18 protein-coding genes are annotated in these 21,386 nt (G+C 58.7%); 3 read left to right on the top strand and 15 right to left on the bottom strand.

What is annotated here, in order from left to right:
• Positions 1–6: 6 nt before the first annotated feature.
• Genes J3362_RS09965 through J3362_RS09955 form a run of 3 tightly spaced genes read right to left on the bottom strand, consistent with a single transcriptional unit; the run spans position 7 to position 2,250 of the window.
• Positions 7–396, bottom strand: a complete 390-nt coding sequence (locus tag J3362_RS09965) for a CBS domain-containing protein (protein WP_349519421.1) — start codon at positions 394–396, stop codon at positions 7–9.
• A gap of 13 nt (positions 397–409) precedes the next feature.
• Positions 410–760: a transcriptional regulator gene (locus J3362_RS09960; RefSeq protein WP_349519420.1), complete on the bottom strand. Its 351-nt coding sequence runs from the start codon at positions 758–760 to the stop codon at positions 410–412.
• Positions 757–2,250 carry a DUF1538 domain-containing protein gene (locus J3362_RS09955; protein WP_349519418.1) on the bottom strand — a complete coding sequence of 498 codons (1,494 nt, stop codon included), beginning with the start codon at positions 2,248–2,250 and terminating at the stop codon, positions 757–759. Before J3362_RS09955 ends, J3362_RS09960 begins: the two co-directional genes overlap by 4 nt.
• Before the next feature lie 278 nt (positions 2,251–2,528).
• On the opposite strand from J3362_RS09955, the gene J3362_RS09950 reads away from it, so the two are divergent.
• The 3 genes from J3362_RS09950 to senA all read left to right on the top strand — a co-directional run bounded on the left by J3362_RS09950 (position 2,529) and on the right by senA (position 7,548).
• On the top strand, positions 2,529–4,121 hold the full coding sequence (locus J3362_RS09950; protein ID WP_349519416.1) for an isocitrate lyase: 1,593 nt from the start codon (positions 2,529–2,531) through the stop codon (positions 4,119–4,121).
• A 163-nt stretch (positions 4,122–4,284) separates the two neighbouring features.
• The gene (locus tag J3362_RS09945; RefSeq protein ID WP_349519415.1) at positions 4,285–6,099 is read left to right on the top strand and encodes an SLC13 family permease; all 1,815 of its coding nucleotides are present in this window, start codon (positions 4,285–4,287) and stop codon (positions 6,097–6,099) included.
• A 69-nt stretch (positions 6,100–6,168) separates the two neighbouring features.
• Positions 6,169–7,548, top strand: coding sequence for a selenoneine synthase SenA (gene senA, locus J3362_RS09940; protein ID WP_349519414.1), 1,380 nt, complete (start codon positions 6,169–6,171; stop codon positions 7,546–7,548).
• 12 nt (positions 7,549–7,560) lie between these two features.
• Here senA and J3362_RS09935 read toward each other — a convergent pair whose 3' ends face one another.
• From J3362_RS09935 to J3362_RS09880, 12 genes are all read right to left on the bottom strand, one after another.
• The gene (locus J3362_RS09935; protein ID WP_349519412.1) at positions 7,561–9,135 is read right to left on the bottom strand and encodes a cation:proton antiporter domain-containing protein; all 1,575 of its coding nucleotides are present in this window, start codon (positions 9,133–9,135) and stop codon (positions 7,561–7,563) included.
• A gap of 109 nt (positions 9,136–9,244) precedes the next feature.
• Positions 9,245–10,183, bottom strand: coding sequence for an alpha/beta fold hydrolase (locus tag J3362_RS09930; protein WP_349519411.1), 939 nt, complete (start codon positions 10,181–10,183; stop codon positions 9,245–9,247).
• A gap of 115 nt (positions 10,184–10,298) precedes the next feature.
• Positions 10,299–11,585, bottom strand: a complete 1,287-nt coding sequence (purD, locus tag J3362_RS09925) for a phosphoribosylamine--glycine ligase (RefSeq protein ID WP_349519409.1) — start codon at positions 11,583–11,585, stop codon at positions 10,299–10,301.
• A gap of 116 nt (positions 11,586–11,701) precedes the next feature.
• On the bottom strand, positions 11,702–13,282 hold the full coding sequence (gene purH / locus J3362_RS09920) for a bifunctional phosphoribosylaminoimidazolecarboxamide formyltransferase/IMP cyclohydrolase (RefSeq protein WP_349519408.1): 1,581 nt from the start codon (positions 13,280–13,282) through the stop codon (positions 11,702–11,704).
• An 84-nt stretch (positions 13,283–13,366) separates the two neighbouring features.
• The gene (gene fis, locus J3362_RS09915) at positions 13,367–13,684 is read right to left on the bottom strand and encodes a DNA-binding transcriptional regulator Fis (RefSeq protein ID WP_008170934.1); all 318 of its coding nucleotides are present in this window, start codon (positions 13,682–13,684) and stop codon (positions 13,367–13,369) included.
• On the bottom strand, positions 13,681–14,679 hold the full coding sequence (dusB, locus tag J3362_RS09910) for a tRNA dihydrouridine synthase DusB (protein ID WP_014578431.1): 999 nt from the start codon (positions 14,677–14,679) through the stop codon (positions 13,681–13,683). The genes fis and dusB overlap by 4 nt, the downstream gene beginning before the upstream one ends.
• 224 nt (positions 14,680–14,903) lie before the next feature.
• Positions 14,904–16,160: a DUF3426 domain-containing protein gene (locus J3362_RS09905; protein WP_349519406.1), complete on the bottom strand. Its 1,257-nt coding sequence runs from the start codon at positions 16,158–16,160 to the stop codon at positions 14,904–14,906.
• A gap of 61 nt (positions 16,161–16,221) precedes the next feature.
• Positions 16,222–17,118, bottom strand: coding sequence for a 50S ribosomal protein L11 methyltransferase (gene prmA, locus J3362_RS09900; RefSeq protein WP_008170937.1), 897 nt, complete (start codon positions 17,116–17,118; stop codon positions 16,222–16,224).
• Between the two features lie 2 nt (positions 17,119–17,120).
• Entirely contained in the window at positions 17,121–18,467 is a 1,347-nt protein-coding gene (accC, locus tag J3362_RS09895; protein ID WP_349519404.1) for an acetyl-CoA carboxylase biotin carboxylase subunit, read from the bottom strand.
• An 18-nt stretch (positions 18,468–18,485) separates the two neighbouring features.
• Positions 18,486–18,944, bottom strand: a complete 459-nt coding sequence (accB, locus tag J3362_RS09890) for an acetyl-CoA carboxylase biotin carboxyl carrier protein (RefSeq protein ID WP_349519403.1) — start codon at positions 18,942–18,944, stop codon at positions 18,486–18,488.
• A 27-nt stretch (positions 18,945–18,971) separates the two neighbouring features.
• Positions 18,972–19,412 (bottom strand): type II 3-dehydroquinate dehydratase, encoded by a 441-nt coding sequence (gene aroQ, locus J3362_RS09885; protein WP_349519402.1) that lies wholly within the window; start codon positions 19,410–19,412, stop codon positions 18,972–18,974.
• A 310-nt stretch (positions 19,413–19,722) separates the two neighbouring features.
• The gene (locus tag J3362_RS09880) at positions 19,723–21,336 is read right to left on the bottom strand and encodes a diguanylate cyclase (protein ID WP_349519400.1); all 1,614 of its coding nucleotides are present in this window, start codon (positions 21,334–21,336) and stop codon (positions 19,723–19,725) included.
• Positions 21,337–21,386: the final 50 nt, after the last annotated feature.

The raw sequence follows: 21,386 nt of genomic DNA, 5'->3' as shown, positions 1-21,386 counted from the left end.
TGCGGGTCAGTCGATGCTGTCGAGCAGGGCCGCCATGATATCGTCCATGACAACGAAGCCTTTCAGGTCATTGTCGGCCAGCACCAGAAGGCGCTTTACCCGGTATTTGCTCATCAGGCTGGCGGCGTGTCGGACGTTCAGATTCTCGCCAACGCTGATGACAGGCTTGGCGCAGGCGTCGTAAACGTTCAAAAGGTCGATGTCGCCGTCTTCCGCGATAACGGTTTTCAGCACGTTGGTATAGGTGATCAGGCCCCAGGCATCGTGCTCGCTCGTTTTCTCCACCACCAGCGATTTTACAGAGTGCTGTTTCATCTGTGACAGCGCCTCACGGATGCTGGCAAACGGAGAGATGGTTATTACGTCCCGCACCATCACATCTTTGACCAGTTTCATGGCTGTTCTCCGGTTACAGTGAATCTTTCAGATGTTGTTCGAATTTTGCGACCTGGGACATGTCGATCCCGCCGAGGTGTTCGAGGGGAAGTGTGAACACCAGTCCCCTGGAATCTTTATGGTCGGGCATGAGAATTTTCTGGATAACTTTCAGGATATCGAGCGAGAGGCCCTTCTCCAGCACCATCAGCAGAACGCTCTGGCTGCCGTCGTAGGTCAGGCCGAAGAAGGTTTTCTTCGCGGTGTTGCTGATGCCGCGGCCGGGGATCACCGTGATACCACCGGCGCCAAGGTCTCTCGCGGCATTAACGCAGTCCTGCTCCTGATCCTCTGGAACAATTGCTACCAGAACCGAAAATTTCATGAGTCTGTTTTCCTCTGCTTGGCAAGCATTTCAACAATGATGGCGTAGCTCATCACCGTCACGATCGGAAAGATGGAGGCGAAGGCAATCAGGCCGAATCCGTCGATCAGCACGTTACGGCCTTCAATGTTGCTGGCCAGACCAATACCCAGTGCGGTTACCAGAGGTACGGTAACCTCGGAGGTGGTAACGCCGCCAAGATCGTACGCCAGCGGGATGATATATCTCGGGGCCAGCGCGGTCAGGATAATGACCAGAATATAGCCGCCAATGATGTAATGGTGAATGGAATCGCCACTGATAATCCGGTGGACGCCAAGGGTGATTCCAACGGCGACTCCGACCGCCACAATAATCCTGATGGCGTTGCCGTTTATGGTGCCGGCCGCCGCCTGTTCCGCCTGATGTCCGATTGCGATCAACGCGGGTTCGGCCATGGTGGTGGCGAACCCGATCATGAAGGCGAAGAGATAGACAAAGACGAAGCCCTCCATGCCCATCAGTTGCCGGGCCATACTGGTGCCGATCGGGAACAGGCCGAGTTTCAGGCCGACCACGAAGGCATAGAGACCCAGCACCACCAGCGCAAACCCGAACAGGATCTTGCGCGGGTTGGTCAGCCCCCGGCGCAACACCAGGTACTGGAAAAAAAGGATAGTGATAATGATGGGGAGTACATCCCGGATCATGCCGGCAAGATCGAGCAGCATCGTCAGCAGAACGGGAGTCTGATCGGCGGTTCCATTGTGTACCAGGGTTGGCACCGTGGTCGGATCGGTTGTCACACCGGAATAGACGAAAATCCCGTAAAGCTGAACGGTAATCATGGGAACCATCACCGCGAGGGCAACCAGTCCGAAGCCGTCCAACAGGGGGTTTCGACCCCGAATGGAAGCCGCGAGACCAATGCCCAGGGCGGCAATCAGGGGAACGGTGACAATGTTGGTGGTCACGCCACCGGAATCGTAGGCAAGACCAACAATCTCGGGTGGCGCGAACCAGGTAATGATCACCACCACGATGTAACCGATGATCATGAACCAGTGCAGCGGGTAACCAAATATGGTTCTGAACACGCCCAGGGCAACGACGAGGCCAACGGAAACGGCCACCAGTATCCTGAGTGTCAGGGCCTTTATCTTGCCCTCGCTGATTTCCTCCGCCTGCTGGGCCACGGCAATCAGTGCCGGCTCTGCCACCACCGCAGAAAAGCCCATTGCGAAGCCGAACGAGAGCAGAACCGGCACAGAGCCCCTGCGGGCAAACTGATTGGACAGACTTTTGCCAACCGGGAAGATGCTCAGCTCAAGGCCCTGGAGGAACAAGGCAACGCCGACAGCCACGATCAGCAGACCCGCTGCCATCGCAAACGTGTTGTCCGGCATTTGCCGGAGAATAACAAGCTGGAAGAAGACAACGACGGCGATGATCGGAAACAGGTTCTTCAGGGCATGCACAAGGGAGTGGCTGAAAGCTCGCAGGTAGAACACTGTTTGCGCCTGATGGGGTCGGGTGATGCTTGCTCACTGGTAACAGTAACAATAGCCACTTTTCCGATGTTGATCCAACTCAAGAATAAGGGGCTCTTACCATTCACCAGGAAAATGCCGAAAATAGATCATATAAATTTCAATTATAAATTTGAAACCACTAAAGTAACCATCAACGTCAGCGCTTCGCTCAAAAAGTGAGCAGGTTGTTGGCTTCGGAAGTGGCTGTACGCTTCTCCGCATCGACTTAGAAAACCAACGTAGAAAGGATTGAGACCATGCCCTACGCACAAGACGTTGACCAGATCGCTTCCCTGTTGAAGCAGCACCCGACCTGGAACGCCATCAACCCGAAGCACGCCGCTCGCATGCGCGCCCAGAACAAGTTCAAGACTGGTCTGGACATCGCCAAGTACACCGCCAAGATCATGCGCGAAGACATGGCGAACTACGACAAGGACACTTCCCAGTACACCCAGTCCCTGGGCTGCTGGCACGGCTTCATCGGTCAGCAGAAGATGCTGTCCATCAAGAAGCACTTCGGCACCACCAAGCGTCGTTACCTGTACCTGTCCGGCTGGATGGTTGCTGCACTGCGCTCCGAGTTCGGTCCGCTGCCTGACCAGTCCATGCACGAGAAGACTGCCGTATCTGGCCTGATCGAAGAGCTTTACACCTTCCTGCGTCAGGCGGATGCCTGGGAACTGAACCACCTGTTCCGTGCCCTGGAAGAAGCCGAGAATGCCGGCGACAACGCCAAGGCTGAAGAGCTGATCAAGCAGATCGACAACCACGAAACTCACGTTGTTCCGATCATCGCTGACATCGACGCTGGTTTCGGTAACGCCGAAGCGACTTACCTGCTGGCCAAGCAGATGATTGAAGCCGGTGCCTGCTGCATCCAGATCGAGAACCAGGTCTCTGACGAGAAGCAGTGTGGTCACCAGGACGGCAAGGTAACTGTTCCCCACGCCGACTTCCTGTCCAAGATCAACGCCGTTCGTCTGGCGTTCCTGGAGCTGGGTGTGGACGACGGTGTTATCGTTGCCCGTACTGACTCCCTGGGCGCTGGCCTGACTCAGAAAATCGCCGTGACCAACGAGCCGGGCGATCTGGGCGACCAGTACAACAGCTTCATCGACGGTGAAGTGATCGAGAAGGCAGAAGACATCAACAACGGCGACGTTGTGATCAAGCAGAATGGTCAGCTGGTTCGTCCGAAGCGTCTGGCGTCTGGCCTGTTCCAGTTCAAGCCGGGTACTGGCGAAGACCGTGTGGTTCTGGATTGCATCACCAGCCTGCAGAACGGCGCTGACCTGCTGTGGATCGAAACCGAGAAGCCGCACGTTGGCCAGATTGCAGCCATGGTTAACCGCATCAAGGAAGTGGTTCCCGACGCCAAGCTGGTTTACAACAACAGCCCGTCTTTCAACTGGACTCTGAACTTCCGTCAGCAGGTATTCGACGCATGGAAGGAAGAAGGCAAGGACGTTTCTGCCTACGACCGCGCCAAGCTGATGAGCGAAGAGTACGACAACACCGAGCTGGGTCAGCTGGCTGACGAGTGGACTGCCAACTTCCAGCGCGACGGCGCTCGTGAAGCGGGTATCTTCCATCACCTGATCACCCTGCCGACCTACCACACTGCGGCCCTGTCTACCGACAACCTGGCCAAGGGCTACTTCGGTGACGAAGGCATGCTGGCCTACGTTGCAGGCGTACAGCGCAAGGAAATCCGTCAGGGTATCGCCACCGTTAAGCACCAGGACATGGCTGGTTCCAACATCGGTGACGACCACAAGGAATTCTTCGCTGGTGAAGCGGCCCTGAAGGCCGGTGGTAAAGACAACACCATGAACCAGTTCGGTTAATAGAACAGTTCAGTTGTCTCTTCTGGAGTAATCCGGAAGCCACAAAAACCCCGCCTCGGCGGGGTTTTTTCGTTGAGGCGAGGATATTTGGTGTATCGCTCGTGATGTGTTCGATACTGTAACCTGAAGAGAAACAAGCTCGGTGCCAACCGGAGGGAAGGTGTTGAACACGGATCAGGCCATTGTTTTTTCGATACTGGGTATCGCTCTGGTGCTGTTCGTCTGGAACCGGATTCGGTTCGATCTGGTCGCCCTGATCGCGCTTCTTGCTGTCTCGATTGCCGGGATCGTGCCTGTGGATCAACTGTTCGACGGCTTTGGCCATCCCGCGGTTGTCACGGTGGCGGCGGTTCTGGTGATCAGCCAGGGGCTGGTCAACGGCGGTGTGGTTGACCGCCTGGCTAGGCTGCTTGGAAAGGTCGGGCACCGGCCCACGCTGCAGGTGCTGATGCTGACTTCGGTGGTGGCCCTTTGCTCGGGGTTTATCAACAACGTTGGTGCACTCGCACTGTTGATGCCGGTGGCGGTCTGGATGTCCAGGGAGGCCGGGCGGTCGCCCTCGCTGCTGCTGATGCCCCTGGCATTTGGTTCCCTGCTCGGGGGAACCATGACACTGATTGGCACGCCTCCGAACATCATCATTGCCAGTTATCGGGAAGCTGGTTCTTTCGGCATGTTTGACTTCGCACCGGTGGGCCTTGCTATTACGTTGGCAGGCATCGGCTTTATCACGCTGGTCGGGTGGCGGCTGACGCCGCGGCGGGGTAAGCGCGACGACGGTGGCAAGCTGTTCAGTGTGGGCGACTATGTTACCGAGCTTCGGGTGCCGGAGGATTCCTCCCACGTCGGGGCAACCCTTCATGGGCTTCTGACGCGCGCGGATGCCGAGAAGGACGTGGTGGTTCTGGCGCTTATCCGGGATGACAAGCGGTCGCTGGCACCCTCAACGTTCTCCGTACTGCGCGGCGACGATCTGCTCCTGGTGGAAGCGGATACCGATGCCTTGCAGGACTTTCTGGACAGCACCGGGCTCGAGTTGGCGAGTGTGGAGGAGGCCTCTTCAGAGGCGTCCGATCAGGACGAAACAGAGTCGGGAAAGCCGGGCGATAAGTCCCTGTCCGAGGGCGACGTGCGTTTGATCGAAGCGGTCATCACGCCGGAATCGGGGCTGATCGGAAAAACCGCCAACAGGCTCAATCTTCGCGAGCAGAACGGTCTCAACATCGTTGCGATTGCGCGTCAGGGTCAACGGTTGCAGCGACGTCTGGGTGATATTCGGTTTCAGGCTGGCGACATCCTTCTGGTCCAGGGCGAGGAGGAAACCTTGCGTGTCACGCTTCAGGGGCTCGGCTGCCTGCCCCTGGCCGAGCGGGGTCTCCGGTTTGGCAGGGAGCGCAACTCCCTTCTGGCTGGCGGCCTTTTTATCGCCGCCATAGCATTGATTGTGGTTGGCTGGTTATCGCCCCCCGTCGCGCTGGTCGCCTGCGCCGTGGTCATGGTTCTCAGCAAGGTTCTCAGCAACCAGGAAGCCTACCGGGCGATTGACTGGCCCGTTATCGTTCTGCTGGCCGCCATGATTCCTGTGGGGCAGGCCCTCGAGACTACCGGTGGGGCAGAATTGATCGCGTCCTGGATGCTGATGCTGGGCTCCGGAGGCGATGCCTGGGTGGTTGTTACCATTGTCCTCACGGGCACAATGCTGCTGTCGAACGTTGTGAACAACGCGGCAGCGGCCATCCTGGTTGCGCCGATTGCCTTGAGTCTTTCCGGGCAGCTTGGCATTGCCGCCGATGCCATGTTGATGGCGGTGGCGGTTGGCGCCTCCTGCGCCTTTCTGACCCCGGTAGGGCATCAATCCAATGCTCTGGTTATGGAGCCCGGAGGTTATCGCTTTGGGGACTACTGGCGGCTGGGGCTGCCGCTGTCTCTCCTCGTGACCGTGGTAGCTGTGCCGGTCATTCTGGCGGTCTGGGCGTGACGCCGTTTAACCGGTGTCTGTACTCTCTGTTATGCTGTTACTCATCTGTTTTGATGGGTGACTGGCACGATGACAGTGATTGAGCAAATCGATCTGGCAAAGTCGGAATTGCTGGAGCAGCTTGAATGGACAAGGAAGCGAACCGAGACTCTCGTGTGTTCTCTTCCCGAGACCGCGCTGGACGTTCCCTACCATCCGGGCGTCAATCCACCGCTCTGGGAAATGGGGCATGCGGCCTTCTTTTACGAAGTCTTCGTCTTCAACCTGCTGGATGGCACACCGAGCCATGATCCTGCCATGGACGACCTGTGGGATTCGTTCCACATCGAACACCGGGATCGATGGAACCGGGAGTTGTTTCCCGGGCGGCAGAAAACCCTCGACTATTTCAATCTCATCTATGATCGCGTGGCCGAGCGGATCGAGAAGCAACCGTTAACCGACCAGGCCCGTTACCTCTACCGCTACGCAATCTACCACCAGAACATGCACATCGAGTCTATGATCTGGTGCCGTCAGACCGTCGGCTACCCGGCTCCGCCGGGTACTGATTTTTACCGACCGGCGCCAGGTGACTCGCATCAGGGAGACGCCTATGTTCCGGCAGGAGAGTGGTTGATCGGGATGCCGGGTGAGTCCGGGCAGTACGCCAGTGACGATTTTGCCTTCGACAATGAAAAGCCCTGGTTTACCGTGAAGCTGGAATCGTTCGCAATTTCAAAATGTCTGGTCAGCAACCGGGAATTTATGCAGTTTGTGGAAGACGGTGGCTATCGGCGGCCAGAGCTCTGGTCTTTTGGCGGGCGGAAATGGCTCCAGACCGAAACCGATGTTGCCCTGGTTCACGGCAGTGACGAGCCTCTTTTACGGGCGCCCCGCCACCCGCTTTACTGGCGCTGGCATGATGAGCAGTGGCAGGAGCGGGTGTTCGATCGCTGGCAGCCGCTCAATCCGGATGCACCGGTCACTCACGTGACGTTCTGGGAGGCGGAGGCCTGGTGCCGTTGGGCCGGGCGTCGGCTGCCAACGGAATACGAGTGGGAAGTGGCGGCTCTGGGCAATCGCCCGGGCGAGCCCTTCCGGCGTTTTCCCTGGGGCAACTCGGCGCCGACCGAACAGCTGGCGGATCTCAACGGGCGCGCCATGGCGCAGAACCCGGTGTTCGACTTTCCTGCGGGTGACAGTCCGTTCGGCTGCCGGCAGATGACTGGCACGGTCTGGGAGTGGACCGGCGATCAGTTCCTGCCCTACGACGGTTTCAAAGTGGATATGTACCCTTTCATGTCCACCCTTCAGTTCGGTGATCACAAAGTCACCAAGGGCGGCAGTTGTGCAACGTCATCCTGCCTTATCCGGGGTACCTATCGGCAGGCCTATCTCCCGCTCCGGAACGACGTATACACTGGTTTTCGAACCTGCGCGCTCGAAAGCCCTGAACGTCGGCTGTAATCGCCGATACAGTTAATTAGGTTTGCCGACAACCAGGGATGGTTTGGCGGGCTTTTTATCGATCAGGTGGCTGGCGAGGGCCACGCCGGTTTCACTCATGGTCAGGTAGGCTTCATCGGCCCCGGCTTCCCGGATCTGTTTCGCCTCATCTTCATACATGGTGTGGGCCACGATAAAACCCTTGAAACCCAGTTTGCGCAGCATTCGGGCGGCGATCAGTTTGCCTTCTATGTCACCCATTGCCAGGATCACCGACTGCACTGCAGGCATGTGCAACCCGTTCCAGAAGGACGCATCCTCGGCATCAGCAAAAACCACGTTGCGACCTTCTTTCTGGTGTTGACTGGCTTTCGCAGGGTCGGAATCCAGCCCCATCAGTTTGGGCTGATCCTCGCAGAGCCAGTCGTAGGCTGCGGTCCCTGTCCGCCCCATGCCCATTATCAGGACGCGGGTATCCCCGAGGGAAATCGGTTGTTCATCGGGATGATGTTTGCTGCCTTCAAAGCGGCTGAGATCCTGGGAGTAGCGTTCATAAAGGCCGTGCGCAAACCGGTTGATCGGGGCCGAAACCAGGAACGACAGCGACACCGAGATCGCCAGAGGCACCAGCCACTCCGGCAAGGCAACGCTTGCCACAATCAGGCCGAATTCGCTGTAGTTGGTCAGCGCCAGGGCGCTCAGGAAGCCGCTGCGGGCCCGTAAACGGAAGGCCAGCAGCAGGAAGAAGAACAGGATGCCCTTCAGCGGCAGCACCAGCCCAGCAATGATCGCGAAAATGAGCGCATCCCCGTCGGGCAGACCGCCAATGCCAATCTGCAGGAAGAAGCCTACCAGGAACACTTCCTTGACGCTCCAGAGCGACTTGGAGAGTTCCTGTGACCGGGGGTGATTTGCCAGCATGGCACCGAAAACCAGCGCGCCGAGCTCCGAGCTGAGGCCGACGGCCTCAAAGCCAAGCCCGCCGACAACGAGTGCCAGAAGCAGTCCCAGGAGCACCAGCAGTTCGTCGTGGCCGCTGGCATCGAGCAACCGGAACAGCAGTGGGCGAAGCAGGGGAAGTCCGAATACAATCAGGGCCCATTCGGAGGGTGTTTTACCAGCGGCCAGGCTCATGACAACCAGGGCGATCAGATCCTGCATGATCAGGATGCCGATTGCGACCCGGCCATGGAACGCCCGCAGTTCCCGTTTGGATTCAAGAACCTTGGCGGCCAGCACCGTGCTCGAGAATGACAAGGCGATGGCCAGCATCAGCGCGGTCGACCAATCGAGGTCCATCAGCAGGTAGACACCGGGGGTGAATACCGCGCAGGTGATGCCAAAGTGCAGCAGGCTGCCGCCAATCACTTCCGGACTGACGATGGATCGGAGCTTCAGCTTGAGCCCCACGGTGAACAGCAAGAGGAGCACGCCAAGGTGCGCGATGTGCTGGAGAACGTCGGTCGCCTCAATCACGACGCCGGTCGCCTCGGCAATGCCACTTAGCACAAAGCCGGCAGCCAGATAGCCAACAAGAGGGGGGAGGCCAACGAGCTTGACCAGCAGGCCAAGACCGAAGGCAAAGGTAATCCAGATCGCTTCAGGCATGGGGTATCAGTTCAGACGTCGAAAGCACAATGGTTGCTAGGCTACCCTGTTTTGCCGTGCCCTTGTAGTCGCTGAAGGTGGAATGCTGGCGTATTCCTTTAACTAAGACTCACCTGACAGGTTGCCCGATAAACGCCCGGAACAGCTCTGCGGATTCTTCCGGAGCCTCCACCATCGGTGCGTGGCCGATGCCCTCCATCAGTTCCAGCTTGGCATCCGGGATTGCTGCGGCGAACACCTCGCCGTTCTTGTAGTTGATCACCCGGTCTTCCTTACCCCAGATGATCAGAACCGGGGCCTGGATACGGGTAATGGCATTGCGGAAGTCCGACTCGAAGCCGGCATCACGAATGGCTGCAAAAATAACCTCGTTGACGTCCCGGTTGGCGATGGCGCGCTCCTCCATCACACCCATGATCGGCCAGGGCACGAAAGGCTTTTTCTCCAGCGCAAAATCCATGAGCCGTTCAAAATCACCAGGCTGCTTCGGGATCAGGGGATTGTCGCCATCCATCACCAGATCCACCAGCTCGCTCTCGTATTCCAGAATGCCGGCCGGATCGAACAGTACCGCTGACTTGACTCTTTCCGGGTAACTGGCCGCGTACAGAGCGGTAATTGCACCACCCATGGAGTTGCCCATGATGTGGGCGTTTTCGACCGACAGCGTCTCCATAATCCGGGCAACGTAGCCGGCCTGGTCTTCCAGGCGGTAGCCGATGTCCAGCGGCTTGCTACTCTCGCCATGCCCCGGCAAATCGATCGCGTAGACGTTGAAGTCGTCGGTCAGGTGCCCGGCCAGGCGGGTCCAGTTGTCCTTGTTGGCCCCGAAGCCATGGATCATCACGATGGTGTCGCCATCAACCGCCTGATGATTTCTCAGATAGGCGATCTCGAGGTCATCAACCATCACGGTATCCGCTTCCAGGCCGGCGGAGGACCGCTCAAGCCCGATGGCTGTCTCGTAAATGCCCTGGCGTGAGCAGGCGCTCAGAAGCAGTGAGGCAGTCAGTATGAAAACAAGGTTCAGTGATAGAGAGCGTTGCATCTGGGGCTCCTGTCGGGCGGCTCATCGGCATCCGTTGCGAGGCGCTTACATTACTCCATAAAAAAGCCCGGTCAATGACCGGGCTGCGTTTTCGAGGACTGGTTCAGGCCAGGCGTCAGGACTGCTCCCGGGCAATGGCACGGAAAGCGATGTCTTTGCGGTAGAACGCGCCATCCCACTGGATCCTGGAGGCCAGCTCGTAGGCCCGTTTCTGGGCTTCGGTAACGGTGTTGCCAAGCGCCGTTGCGCAGAGCACCCGACCGCCGTTGGTAACCACCTGGTCGCCATTGAGACGGGTGCCGGCGTGAAACACTTTCTCGCCTTCGGTCTCGGTGTCTGGCAGGCCGGAAATGGCGTCGCCCTTGTTATAGCTGCCCGGGTAACCACCGGCTGCCAGCACGATACCGACGGAGGCGCGGTCATCCCATTCGGAATCGCACTGGTCGAGCTTGCCGTCGATGGCCGCGTCGCAGAGTTCCACAAGATCCGACTTCATCCGCAGCATGATCGGCTGGGTTTCCGGGTCGCCAAAACGGCAGTTGAACTCGATCACCTTGGGGGTGCCGCTGTTGTCAATCATCAGGCCGGCGTAGAGGAACCCCTTGTAGGGATGGCCCTCGGCCGCCATGCCGCGCACGGTCGGATAGATTACTTCATCCATGATGCGCTGATGAACATCCGCGGTCACCACCGGGGCCGGCGAGTAGGCGCCCATGCCACCGGTATTGAGACCGGTGTCGCCGTCGCCCACCCGTTTGTGATCCTGGGAGGTGGCCATGGCCAGAACGTTTTCGCCGTCCACCATCACGATAAAGCTGGCTTCTTCACCTTCCAGAAACTCTTCGATGACGACACGGCTACCGGCATCACCAAACGCGTTCCCGGCCAGCATGTCGCGGATTGCATCTTCGGCTTCTTCCAGGGTCATCGCAACGATCACGCCTTTGCCGGCAGCCAGGCCATCGGCTTTGACGACGATAGGAGCGCCCTGCTGGCGAACATAGGCCAGGGCTTCTTCCACATCAGTGAAGTTGCTGTAGCCGGCTGTCGGGATTTTGTGGCGCGCCAGAAAATCCTTGGTGAAAGCCTTGGAGCCCTCAAGCTGGGCAGCGCCGGCACTCGGGCCGAAAACCCTCAGGCCACGCTGCTCAAATTTGTCGACGATGCCTGCGACCAGCGGCGCTTCCGGGCCGACGATGGTAAGCCCGACATAGTTGGTGGCGGCGAAGTTGGCGAGGCCGTCCAGGTCCATCACGTCGATGTCGACATTTTCCAGGCCGGTTTCCCGTGCCGTGCCGGCGTTGCCGGGCGCCACAAAAACACGGTCTGCCTTGGGGGATTGCGCGGCTTTCCAGGCCAGGGCATGTTCGCGGCCGCCGGAGCCAATAACGAGAATATTCATGAGCGTATTCCTGTTTTGTCGGATTACGCCGTTGGCTAATCCGACCTACTGTATTCGTGCTTCAGTTCGTAGGTCGGATTAGCCGCAGGCGTAATCCGACACTCCCAAACCTTCCCTTAATGGCGGAAATGACGCATGCCGGTGAAGACCATGGCGATGCCGTGCTCGTTGGCTGCATCGATCACTTCCTGGTCGCGCATGGAGCCACCGGGCTGGATCACGGCGGTGATGCCCGCAGCTGCCGCAGCATCAATGCCGTCTCGGAACGGGAAGAAGGCGTCGGAGGCCATCACTGAGCCTTTCACTTCCAGACCTTCATCAGCAGCCTTGATGCCGGCAATCTTCGCGCTGTAGACACGGCTCATCTGGCCAGCGCCGACGCCGATGGTGCGACCGGCTTTGGCATAGACAATGGCGTTGGATTTGACGTACTTGGCCACTTCCCAGGCAAACAACAGATCGTTGAGCTCCTGCTCGGAGGGCTGGCGCTCAGTGACCACCTTGACGTCCTCCATGGCCACCATGCCCAGGTCGCGGTCCTGAACGAGCAGACCACCGGTCACGCGCTTGTAATCCATGGAGCGGGCACGGTCGCCGTCAAACTCGCCGCACGCAAGCAGACGCACGTTCTTCTTGGCGGCTACCAGTTCCACTGCTTCCGGAGCAACGGTCGGCGCGATGATCACTTCCACAAACTGGCGATCAATGATGGCTTTGGCAGTTTCCGCATCCAGCTCACGGTTGAAGGCGATGATGCCACCAAACGCCGAGGTGGGGTCGGTGGCGAACGCCAGGTCGTAGGCCTGACGGATATCGGCGCCGATCGCCACACCACAGGGATTGGCATGTTTGACGATCACGCAGGCCGGATCCGCGAAAGGCTTCACGCATTCCAGGGCGGCATCGGTATCGGCCACGTTGTTGTAGCTGAGCTCCTTGCCCTGAAGCTGTTTGGCCGTGGCCACGCAGGCTTCCTTGGGGTTGCGCTCGGCGTAGAATGCGGCGCGCTGATGCGGGTTTTCGCCATAACGCATGTCCTGGACCTTCACGTACTGGGCGTTGAAGGTGCGTGGGAAATCAGCGTTGTCGTTATCCGGCGTGCGGCCGCCCAGATAGTTGGCGATGGCGCCATCGTAGCCAGCGGTGTGCTCAAACGCTTTTACGGCCAGATCGAACCGGGTGCTGTAGCTCAGTTGGCCATCATTGGCCTCCAGTTCTTTAAGGACCCGGCTGTAATCACTGGCGTTGACCACGATGGCGACGTCGTTGTGGTTCTTGGCAGCAGCGCGAACCATGGTCGGACCACCGATATCAATGTTCTCGATGGCGGTCGCCAGATCACAGTCCGGCTTTGCAACGGTCTCCTCGAAGGGGTAGAGATTGACCACAACCATATCGATAGGGCTAATGCCATGCTCGGACATCACCGCATCGTCAGTGCCCCGGCGCCCGAGAATCCCGCCATGGATCTTCGGGTGCAGGGTTTTTACCCGGCCATCCATCATCTCGGGAAAGCCGGTGTAGTCGGAGACTTCGGTTACCGGGATGCTGTTTTCTTTCAGGAGACGGTAGGTGCCACCGGTGGAGAGCAGCTCAACGCCGCGTTCGGTCAGGGCACGGCCGAATGCGACGATGCCGGTTTTATCACTCACGCTGATCAGGGCGCGACGGACGGAGGTGTTAGCCTGGTTTGCCATGGGTCACTTTCTTCGCTGGAGATGAACGAATAAGGGCCTCGCGAATGATGTCCGGGAGGCCCTCTTCAAATCAGGGTGTCTGGATTATAGCAGACCGTACTGTTTCAGCTTCTTGCGCAGGGTCCCGCGGTTCAGGCCCAGCATGGTGGAGGCCTTGGTCTGGTTGTTGCGGGTGTATTTCATCACCTGTTCAAGCAGCGGAGCTTCCACTTCGGAAAGCACCAGTTGGTAGACCTCGGTCACCGGAGCGCCGTCCAGTTGGGCGAAGTAGTTTTTCAGGGCGACCTCAACGCTGTCGCGCAGGGTGACGGTGTTGCCGCTGCTGTTCACCGTCTGCAACTGATGGATATCATCGTTGGCCGGGGTGCTCAGGTTGTCGTTTGCCAAAGTCTCAGCGCTCATGCTGCGAATACCTCTCCATTTCGTAAGCCTGCAAAATACCGTTGAATCGTGTCTCTCTGCTCCAGCGCATCGTCGATCGCGTTGAAGCGTTTGCGGAACTGTTTACCCGGATCATGGGACTGCAGGTACCAGCCCACGTGTTTTCTGGCAATACGCACGCCCATGGTCTCACCATAGAAAGCATGCAACGCCTGGAGATGCTCGGTCAGAATTTCCTCGACCTCATCAAGCTCCGGTGCGGCCATGTGGCTACCGGTTTCCAGGAAATGCCGGATTTCCCGGAAAATCCAGGGGCTGCCCTGGGCAGCGCGGCCAATCAGCAGGCCGTCGGCGCCGGTATGGCGAAGGACGTCCCGGGCTTTTTCAGGCGATGTAACATCCCCGTTGGCAAACACCGGAATGCTGATGCGGGATTTCACATCGGCGATGGTGTCGTACTCGGCATTGCCCTCGTATTTGTCCGCACGGGTCCGACCGTGAATGGCCACTGCCTGAATGCCGGCATCCTCCGCCATTCGGGCAATAACCAGTGCGTTGCGGTTGTCCCGGTCCCATCCGGTTCGCATCTTGAGGGTGACTGGGACATCAACCGCCTGAACCACCGACTCCAGAATGTCGCGAACCAGGGCTTCATCTTTCATCAGGGCGGAACCGGCGGCCTTGTTACAGACCTTCTTGGCCGGGCAGCCCATATTAATGTCGATGATCTGGGCGCCGAATTCCGCATTCTGACGGGCGGCATCGGCCAGCATTTGCGGATCGCCGCCGGCAATCTGCACCGAGCGGGGCTCAGGCTCGCCTTCATGGTTCAGGCGGGTCTGTGATTTGCGCGTATGCCAGAGTTTGCTGTCCGCTATGACCATCTCCGACACCGCCAGTCCTGCGCCCAACCTCCGGCACAAAAGACGGAAGGGGCGGTCTGTTACGCCAGCCATGGGCGCAACAATCAAGGGGTTGGGCAAGGTGTACGGCCCGATTTTTGCCGTTGGCAGCATGATCTGAGTCCGTGTCACAGCGGGTTAAGCAAAGGTCGGGCTGAGCGGTTGTTCAATAAGTAACCGATCCAGCATCCGAAGGGCGGTAATGATACCGCCGGGTGGACCATGATTGAAGGGGCTGGGCGGTGAAAAAACTGATTATTTTTCGCCCTTTCTGGTTGACTTTTGTTCTGTACGATGGCCGTCGGGAATGGCTGTCTAGTGAATACTTGCTTACGACATCAGGGTGCGTGGGGGCGGAAAAGGATGTTGTAATTCACCGCGTCACGGCCCGGATCCCGAATGTTGATGGCAATGCGAACGGGGGTATCCGTGGGCATGGCGTCTAGCTCCCGACCTTCGCCTGCCAGGTACTCCTCAGGCGTGAACAGACTCTGTGCCACCACATCGCCATTCAGGTTGGAAAAGGTGAGGGCAATGGCGGGAAAGGGTTGCTCGAAGTCGGCCCGGTTGATGATCACGGCATCGACCACCAGTTGCGAGCGATTATCCGGATCGGTCCGCACCACCAGTTTCCGGCTCTGGATGGCTTCCACATTGATCAGCGGTTTGAGTTCGCAGCCGGCCAGTTCACAGCCTTTCTCATAGAAGGGGCGCAGCTCGGGGATGGCCGACAGTCGATCGAACTGGAACCAGGTTACCTGGGCGATCAGAACACCGATCAGGCCCAGTACAATCACGCTCCACACGATCGTGCGGACGCCACTTCCACCGGAATCGACAGCAACCGGCTCCCGGCGTAGATCCCGGAAGGGCGGGTCGGCATGGAACGCGTCGGCCGGTCGGTCCGGCTCATCAAAATCGAAACCGGATTCGTCCACAAAGTCATCGAACGGATCGGAATCTTTGGCCGGCCCGGTCGCCGCGGAAGAGGGTGTTCCGGTCTGCTCAAACACCGGTTCTTCCTCCAGGCTCAGCTCAGGGCGAGGCTCTGGCCTGGGCTCCGGTTCGGGAGAGGTTTCTTCAGGCTCCGGTTCGGGGGCAGGCTCGGGGCGCTGGGGGGCAGAAGGTTTTCGGGATGCTGGCTCGTCATCCTGAAGAATGGCTTCGGCCCAGCTTTCATCGACTTGCTCATCGGGACTGTCGGTGTCAGCGTCCTTGTAGTCTGCTTCGTCGCGCTCATCAAAGCTGCGGAAACTGTCGCTTAACTCGTCATCGGAGAAGGTCAGCTTGGTGCCGGCGTAACGACCTTCCGCCGCATCCTCTTCCGGGTTATCGGCGAAGACAAAATCCTCCTCGCTGACACCAGAGCCGGAGGTAGAACCGGCAGACGATGATGCGTCTGCGGGTTGCGCCGGGGCAGCCGGGATTCGTGGTTTCTCGCCACCGCCCGGGATAACCTGGTGCTCAATGGCATTGAACACCTTCATGCAGTTCCCGCAGCGCACTTTGCCCTTGGCAATGCCAAGCTGTTCTTCGGTTACCCGGAAGCGGGTCTGGCAATTCGGGCACTGTGTCTGCAGGCTGCTCTGGGTCATGCTTCTTCCTGAAAGCGACTAGGCTACGAGTTTCGGAGTTTAGTCGTTAAGACCGGTTTCGTCATCTGTCGTGGCGCCGTCCTGTGAGGCGTATCCACTCTTCCCGCTGCTCGGGCTCGTCCATGACGAACCATGGCTCATAGGCGGCCATTACTTCCCGGGCCTGGTTAGACAGGATGCCGGACAGCACCAGATCGCCGCCGGGCCTGGTCCGCGATGCAAGATGGGGAGCAAGGCCGATCAGGGGCTGGGCCAGGATGTTGGCAAGCATGATGTCGGCTTTGGTCTCGGGTTCGTTGTCTGGCAGGAACAGGTCCAGCTTGCTGTCTTCGACACCGTTGCGGCGGGCGTTTTCCCGGCTGGCTTCGAGGGCCTGCGGATCGGTATCGACACCAATCACATGGTCTGCGCCAAGGAGCAGGGCAGCAAGGCCGAGAATGCCGGAGCCACAGCCGTAATCGATCACCTGCTTGCCATGGGGATCCTGGCCATCAAGCCATTCCAGGCAGAGGGCCGTCGTTGGATGGGTGCCGGTACCGAAGGCCAGACCGGGGTCCAGCATCAGATTCGCCGCATCCGGGTCAGGTGCGTCATGCCAACTCGGGACGATCCAGAGCCTCTCGCCAAATTTCAGGGGCTGGAAGTCGTCCATCCAGGCCCGTTCCCAATCCTTGTCCTCAACCAGAGTGACGTCGATTTCCGGAAGGGCCTGCTGGGTTTGCTGGTGCCAGGCATCCCGGATATCGGCGCAGAGCTGCTCGATATCCCGGCCGGAATCGAACAGCCCGGTCACCGTTGTCTGGCTCCATAAAGGGGTGGTGCCGGGATCCGGCTCATAGAGGGGCTGGTCGGCGGCATCTTCCATGGAGACGGCGTCAGAGCCCATCTCCATGAGCAGATCCTCCAGCTGATCCGCGTTATCCGGATCAGCCGGGATCTGGAGTTGTATCCAGGGCATGATTAATCCCGCATCAGTTTCTCAAGGTAGTGGATGGTGAAGTCTACCTGTTTAAAGCCACCATCGCGTACCAGTTTCCGATGCAGCGGTTGATTGGTCTTGATGCCCTCGACCACCAGTTCGTCCAGGGCGTTCTTCATGCGCCGTCGTGCGATCTCACGGTCATCGCCCCAGGTGATCAGCTTGGCCACCAGGGAATCGTAGAAGGGTGGAACCGTGTAACCACTGTACAGGTGGGAATCGACGCGGACGCCGTTGCCGCCGGGCGCGTGGTAATGGGAAACCTTGCCCGGGCTGGGAACGAAGGTTTTCGGGTCTTCCGCGTTGATCCGGCATTCCATGGCGTGGCCTGAAATGCGTATATCATCCTGGGTGTACTGCAGTGGCAGGCCGCTGGCGATGCGGAGCTGTTCGCGGACAATATCCACACCGGTAACCATTTCCGATACCGGGTGCTCCACCTGGACCCGGGTGTTCATTTCGATGAAATAGAACTCGCCGTCCTGATACAGGAACTCGAAAGTACCGGCGCCCACATAACCGATTTCCTTGCAGGCATCGGTACAGGCTTTCAGGGTGCGCTCCCGGGATTCCGGATTGATGTTCGGAGCCGGAGCTTCCTCTATGACTTTCTGGTTCCGGCGCTGCATGGAGCAGTCGCGGTCGCCCAGATGAATGCAGTTGCCGTGCATGTCAGCAAGAACCTGGACTTCGACGTGTCGCGGGGTTTCCAGAAATTTTTCCAGGTACACGGTCGGGTCGCCGAAGGCATTCTTGGCTTCACTCTGGGTGATCTGGACACCTTTGAGCAGAGCGGCTTCAGAATGGACCACCTGCATCCCGCGACCGCCGCCACCGGAAGCCGCCTTGATCATGACGGGGTAGCCGATCTCCCGGGCAATCCTCAGGGTCCGCTCCTCATCATCGTCAAGAGGGCCATCGGAGCCCGGCACGGTCGGAACTCCGGCCTTGATCATGGCGTTGATAGCGGACACCTTGTTTCCCATCAGCCGGATGGTTTCGGCCTTGGGGCCGATGAAGCGGAACCCGCTTTTTTCCACCTGTTCGGCAAAATCGGCGTTCTCGGCAAGGAAGCCGTAGCCGGGGTGAATGCCCACGGAATCGGTTACCTCGGCGGCGCTGATGATGGTGGGGATGTTCAGGTAGCTGTCGGTCGCGCTATTAGGGCCAATACAGACAGACTCGTCGGCAAGACGTACGTGCATCAGGTCGCGATCGACCTGGGAATGCACTGCCACGGTCTTGATGCCCAGCTCCTTGCAGGCGCGCAGAATCCGGAGGGCAATTTCACCCCGGTTTGCGATCAGAACTTTTTCTAACATGGCCATGAGTAACTATTACCCCGTTCAGGAAATGGCGACCAGGGGCTGGTCAAACTCAACCGGCTGGCCGTTCTCGACCAGGATCTCCGTGACGGTTCCGCTTTTGTCCGCCTCGATCTGGTTCATCATCTTCATGGCTTCCACGATGCAGACTACATCACCGACATTGACGGTCTGGCCGACTTCCACGAACGCCTTGGCAGTGGGCGATGGGGAGCGATAGAACGTGCCTACCATCGGGGATTTCAGGGTATGGCCGGTCGGGGCGGCAGGTGCGGAGGATTCTTCCGCAGCCGGAGCTGGGGCGGCAGGCGCAGCGGCCTGGGGCGCCGGGGCCGGATAATGGCTCACGTACTGGGTGCCGGCAGCCGGTTCACGCCGGCGGGAGATGCGCACCGAATCGTCGGCTTCGTGAATCTCCAGCTCCTCGACGTCAGATTCCTCGAGCAGCTCGATCAGTTTCTTGATTTTACGAATATCCATAGTCAGTCCAGTCCCGTTTTGTCAGGTCTATCGGTGAATGCGTTTCAGGGCCGCCTGGAGTGCGAGATCGTACCCCTGACTGCCCAGCCCACAGATAACGCCTACGGCGATATCCGAGAAATAGGAGTGATGCCGGAACGGTTCCCGGGCATGCACGTTGGAAAGATGCACTTCAATAAAGGGAATCCCCGAAGCCAGCACAGCATCGCGCAGGGCAACGCTGGTGTGGGTGAAGGCGGCCGGATTGAAGATGATGAAATCCACGCCTTCCGCCCGGGCCTCGTGAACCCGCTCAATCAGTTCGTATTCTGCGTTTGATTGCAGGTGCAGCAGATGATGACCCTGCTCTGCCGCCAGTGAACGCAACCGGTCGTCGATGTCCGCCAGTGTCTCGAAACCATAGACCTCCGGCTCGCGGGTACCGAGCATGTTGAGGTTGGGTCCATGGAGCACGAGAATTGTCGACATGGTTCTGTCTGCCTTGATGTCTTTTTACAGGATCGCCGAATTTAACGGCATGTTCCCCCAATGGTGCGTGCTTGTTTTGTTCAGATCAACACTTTTTGACAATCGTCCCTGTTGTCCATTGGTCGTAAAAAGACGGCAAATGAATCGAAACGGGATCTTTCCGCTGATGACAATCATTGTCGTGAACGGCGGAACGAACTTCCATACGACGTTGGTTTCATAAAAGGTAGCAGCCGGGCAGTGACTGAGCCATGCCCGACCGAAAATTGTCTGAAGAGTCTGGAGAGAAGGGGGGCGGCACGGCCCGGATTCAGGAATCAGCCAGGGTCACGCAGTTGCGGCCAAGCTCCTTGGAGCTGTAGAGCGCTCGGTCGGCCCGCTCGCACAGTGCCTGGGAGGTGTTGTCGTCCCAGGCCGCAATGCCACAACTGAAGGTGACATTGAATTCCCGGTCGCCGGCGGGTTGCTGCAACTCGGAGAACCGTTCCCGGATTTCATTGAGAACGTTCCGGGCATCGCTCGGGCGAGTGTTGGGCAGGATGATGGCAAATTCTTCACCACCGTAGCGGCCGATGTGGTCGGTTTTCCGCAGGCGTTGTTTGAGGAACATCGACAGACTGCGCAGCACCCGGTCGCCGATCGGGTGGCCAAAGGTATCGTTCACTTTCTTGAAATAGTCGATGTCGATCATCGCAAAGCACAGCGGCTGTTCTTTCTGGCGCGCCCGCACAATCTCCTGATCCAGCAGGTGAAGGGTGTGGGTGTGGTTGAACAGGCCTGTCAGGCTGTCACGGATCATCAGGGCCAGCAACGAGCGGGCACGCCGCCCGCGGTTGTGGATCGTGGCAATCAGGTGTTTCGGGTCGATCGGTTTGGTCAGGAAGTCGTCGCCGCCCAGGCTCATGGCATGGAGCTGTTTCGTCACGTCTTCCTCTGCCGAGAGGTAAATGATGGGCACGCTGTGAAAACGGTCCTGCTGGCGGATAACCCGGGCGATTTCCATGCCCGTACAGCCCGGCATATACATGTCGAGGATGATGATCTCCGGCGAGAACTCCTCCAGGGCGTGGATGATCTGCATCGGGTCGGTGATGATGTGGGCGGTCATGCCCGCTTTCTTCAACACCGTTTCCATATATTTAGCCTGGGCCCGGGAATCATCCAGAACCAGAACCTTATAGGGCTCCACTGTGTTGCCGTGAGTGTAGGTCTCGATCTTTTCGATCAGCTGCCCCGGATCGACGGCAGGGTAGAAGAACTCTTCCCCGCCGCAGCGGGAAGCTTGCAGGCGGGTCTCGATGGAGCCGTCCTCGTCACTCATGAAAATAATCGGAATGGGCGTATCGTGTCGTTCCTGTAGGCGTTCGATGGTGGTAATGCCGGCATTGGGCGAGTCGCCGAAATTGACGTCTACCAGGATGGTTTCCGGCTTGTGCAGTGCGCAGGCTTCGGTCAGTTCATCGGCATTGGCAAAGGCCGAGGCCCGGAAGCCGAAGAATTCCAGCTGCCGGATCAGGCGGGCTGCCATCTCCTGGTTGGCCAGGGCAATGTAAACCGGGGTTCGACGAAATTGGTGGGGCGCTTCGGAGCTGTTGAGGTCGGTCCTGCGCAGGGTACTCTGGGACAGGTTCTCGATGGCATCCTGCAGCTGTCGCTCCAGGCTCTCGTTCAGGGCAGATCCCGGTTCCCACTGGTTGATCAGCGCCAGCGTGGTTTGACCGGCCCGGGCGTGGCTGTCCATTTCAAACCGCTGGGCATAGCGCACCAGTTTGTCCGCAGCCGCCGCGAACTCGTTGCGGTGGGCGGCGGCCTTGTCCCGGTCTTCGTGAATTTTCTGCCAGGTATCCAGAACAACCCGGGCCTGGGTTGTCACACGGCGTGCGAAATGCTGCCTGAGTTTTTCTTTCTGGCTTTCGTCGTTCATGTTGCTCGGGCCTGTCTCTTTTTCGTTATTGGTCGTCCTTTCCCGGTGTG

This window comes from Marinobacter sp. NFXS11 (genome assembly GCF_040148675.1).
GTDB lineage: Bacteria > Pseudomonadota > Gammaproteobacteria > Pseudomonadales > Oleiphilaceae > Marinobacter.
Note: the sequence above shows the minus strand (reverse complement) of the source record. Positions and strands in the feature narration are given on the sequence as shown.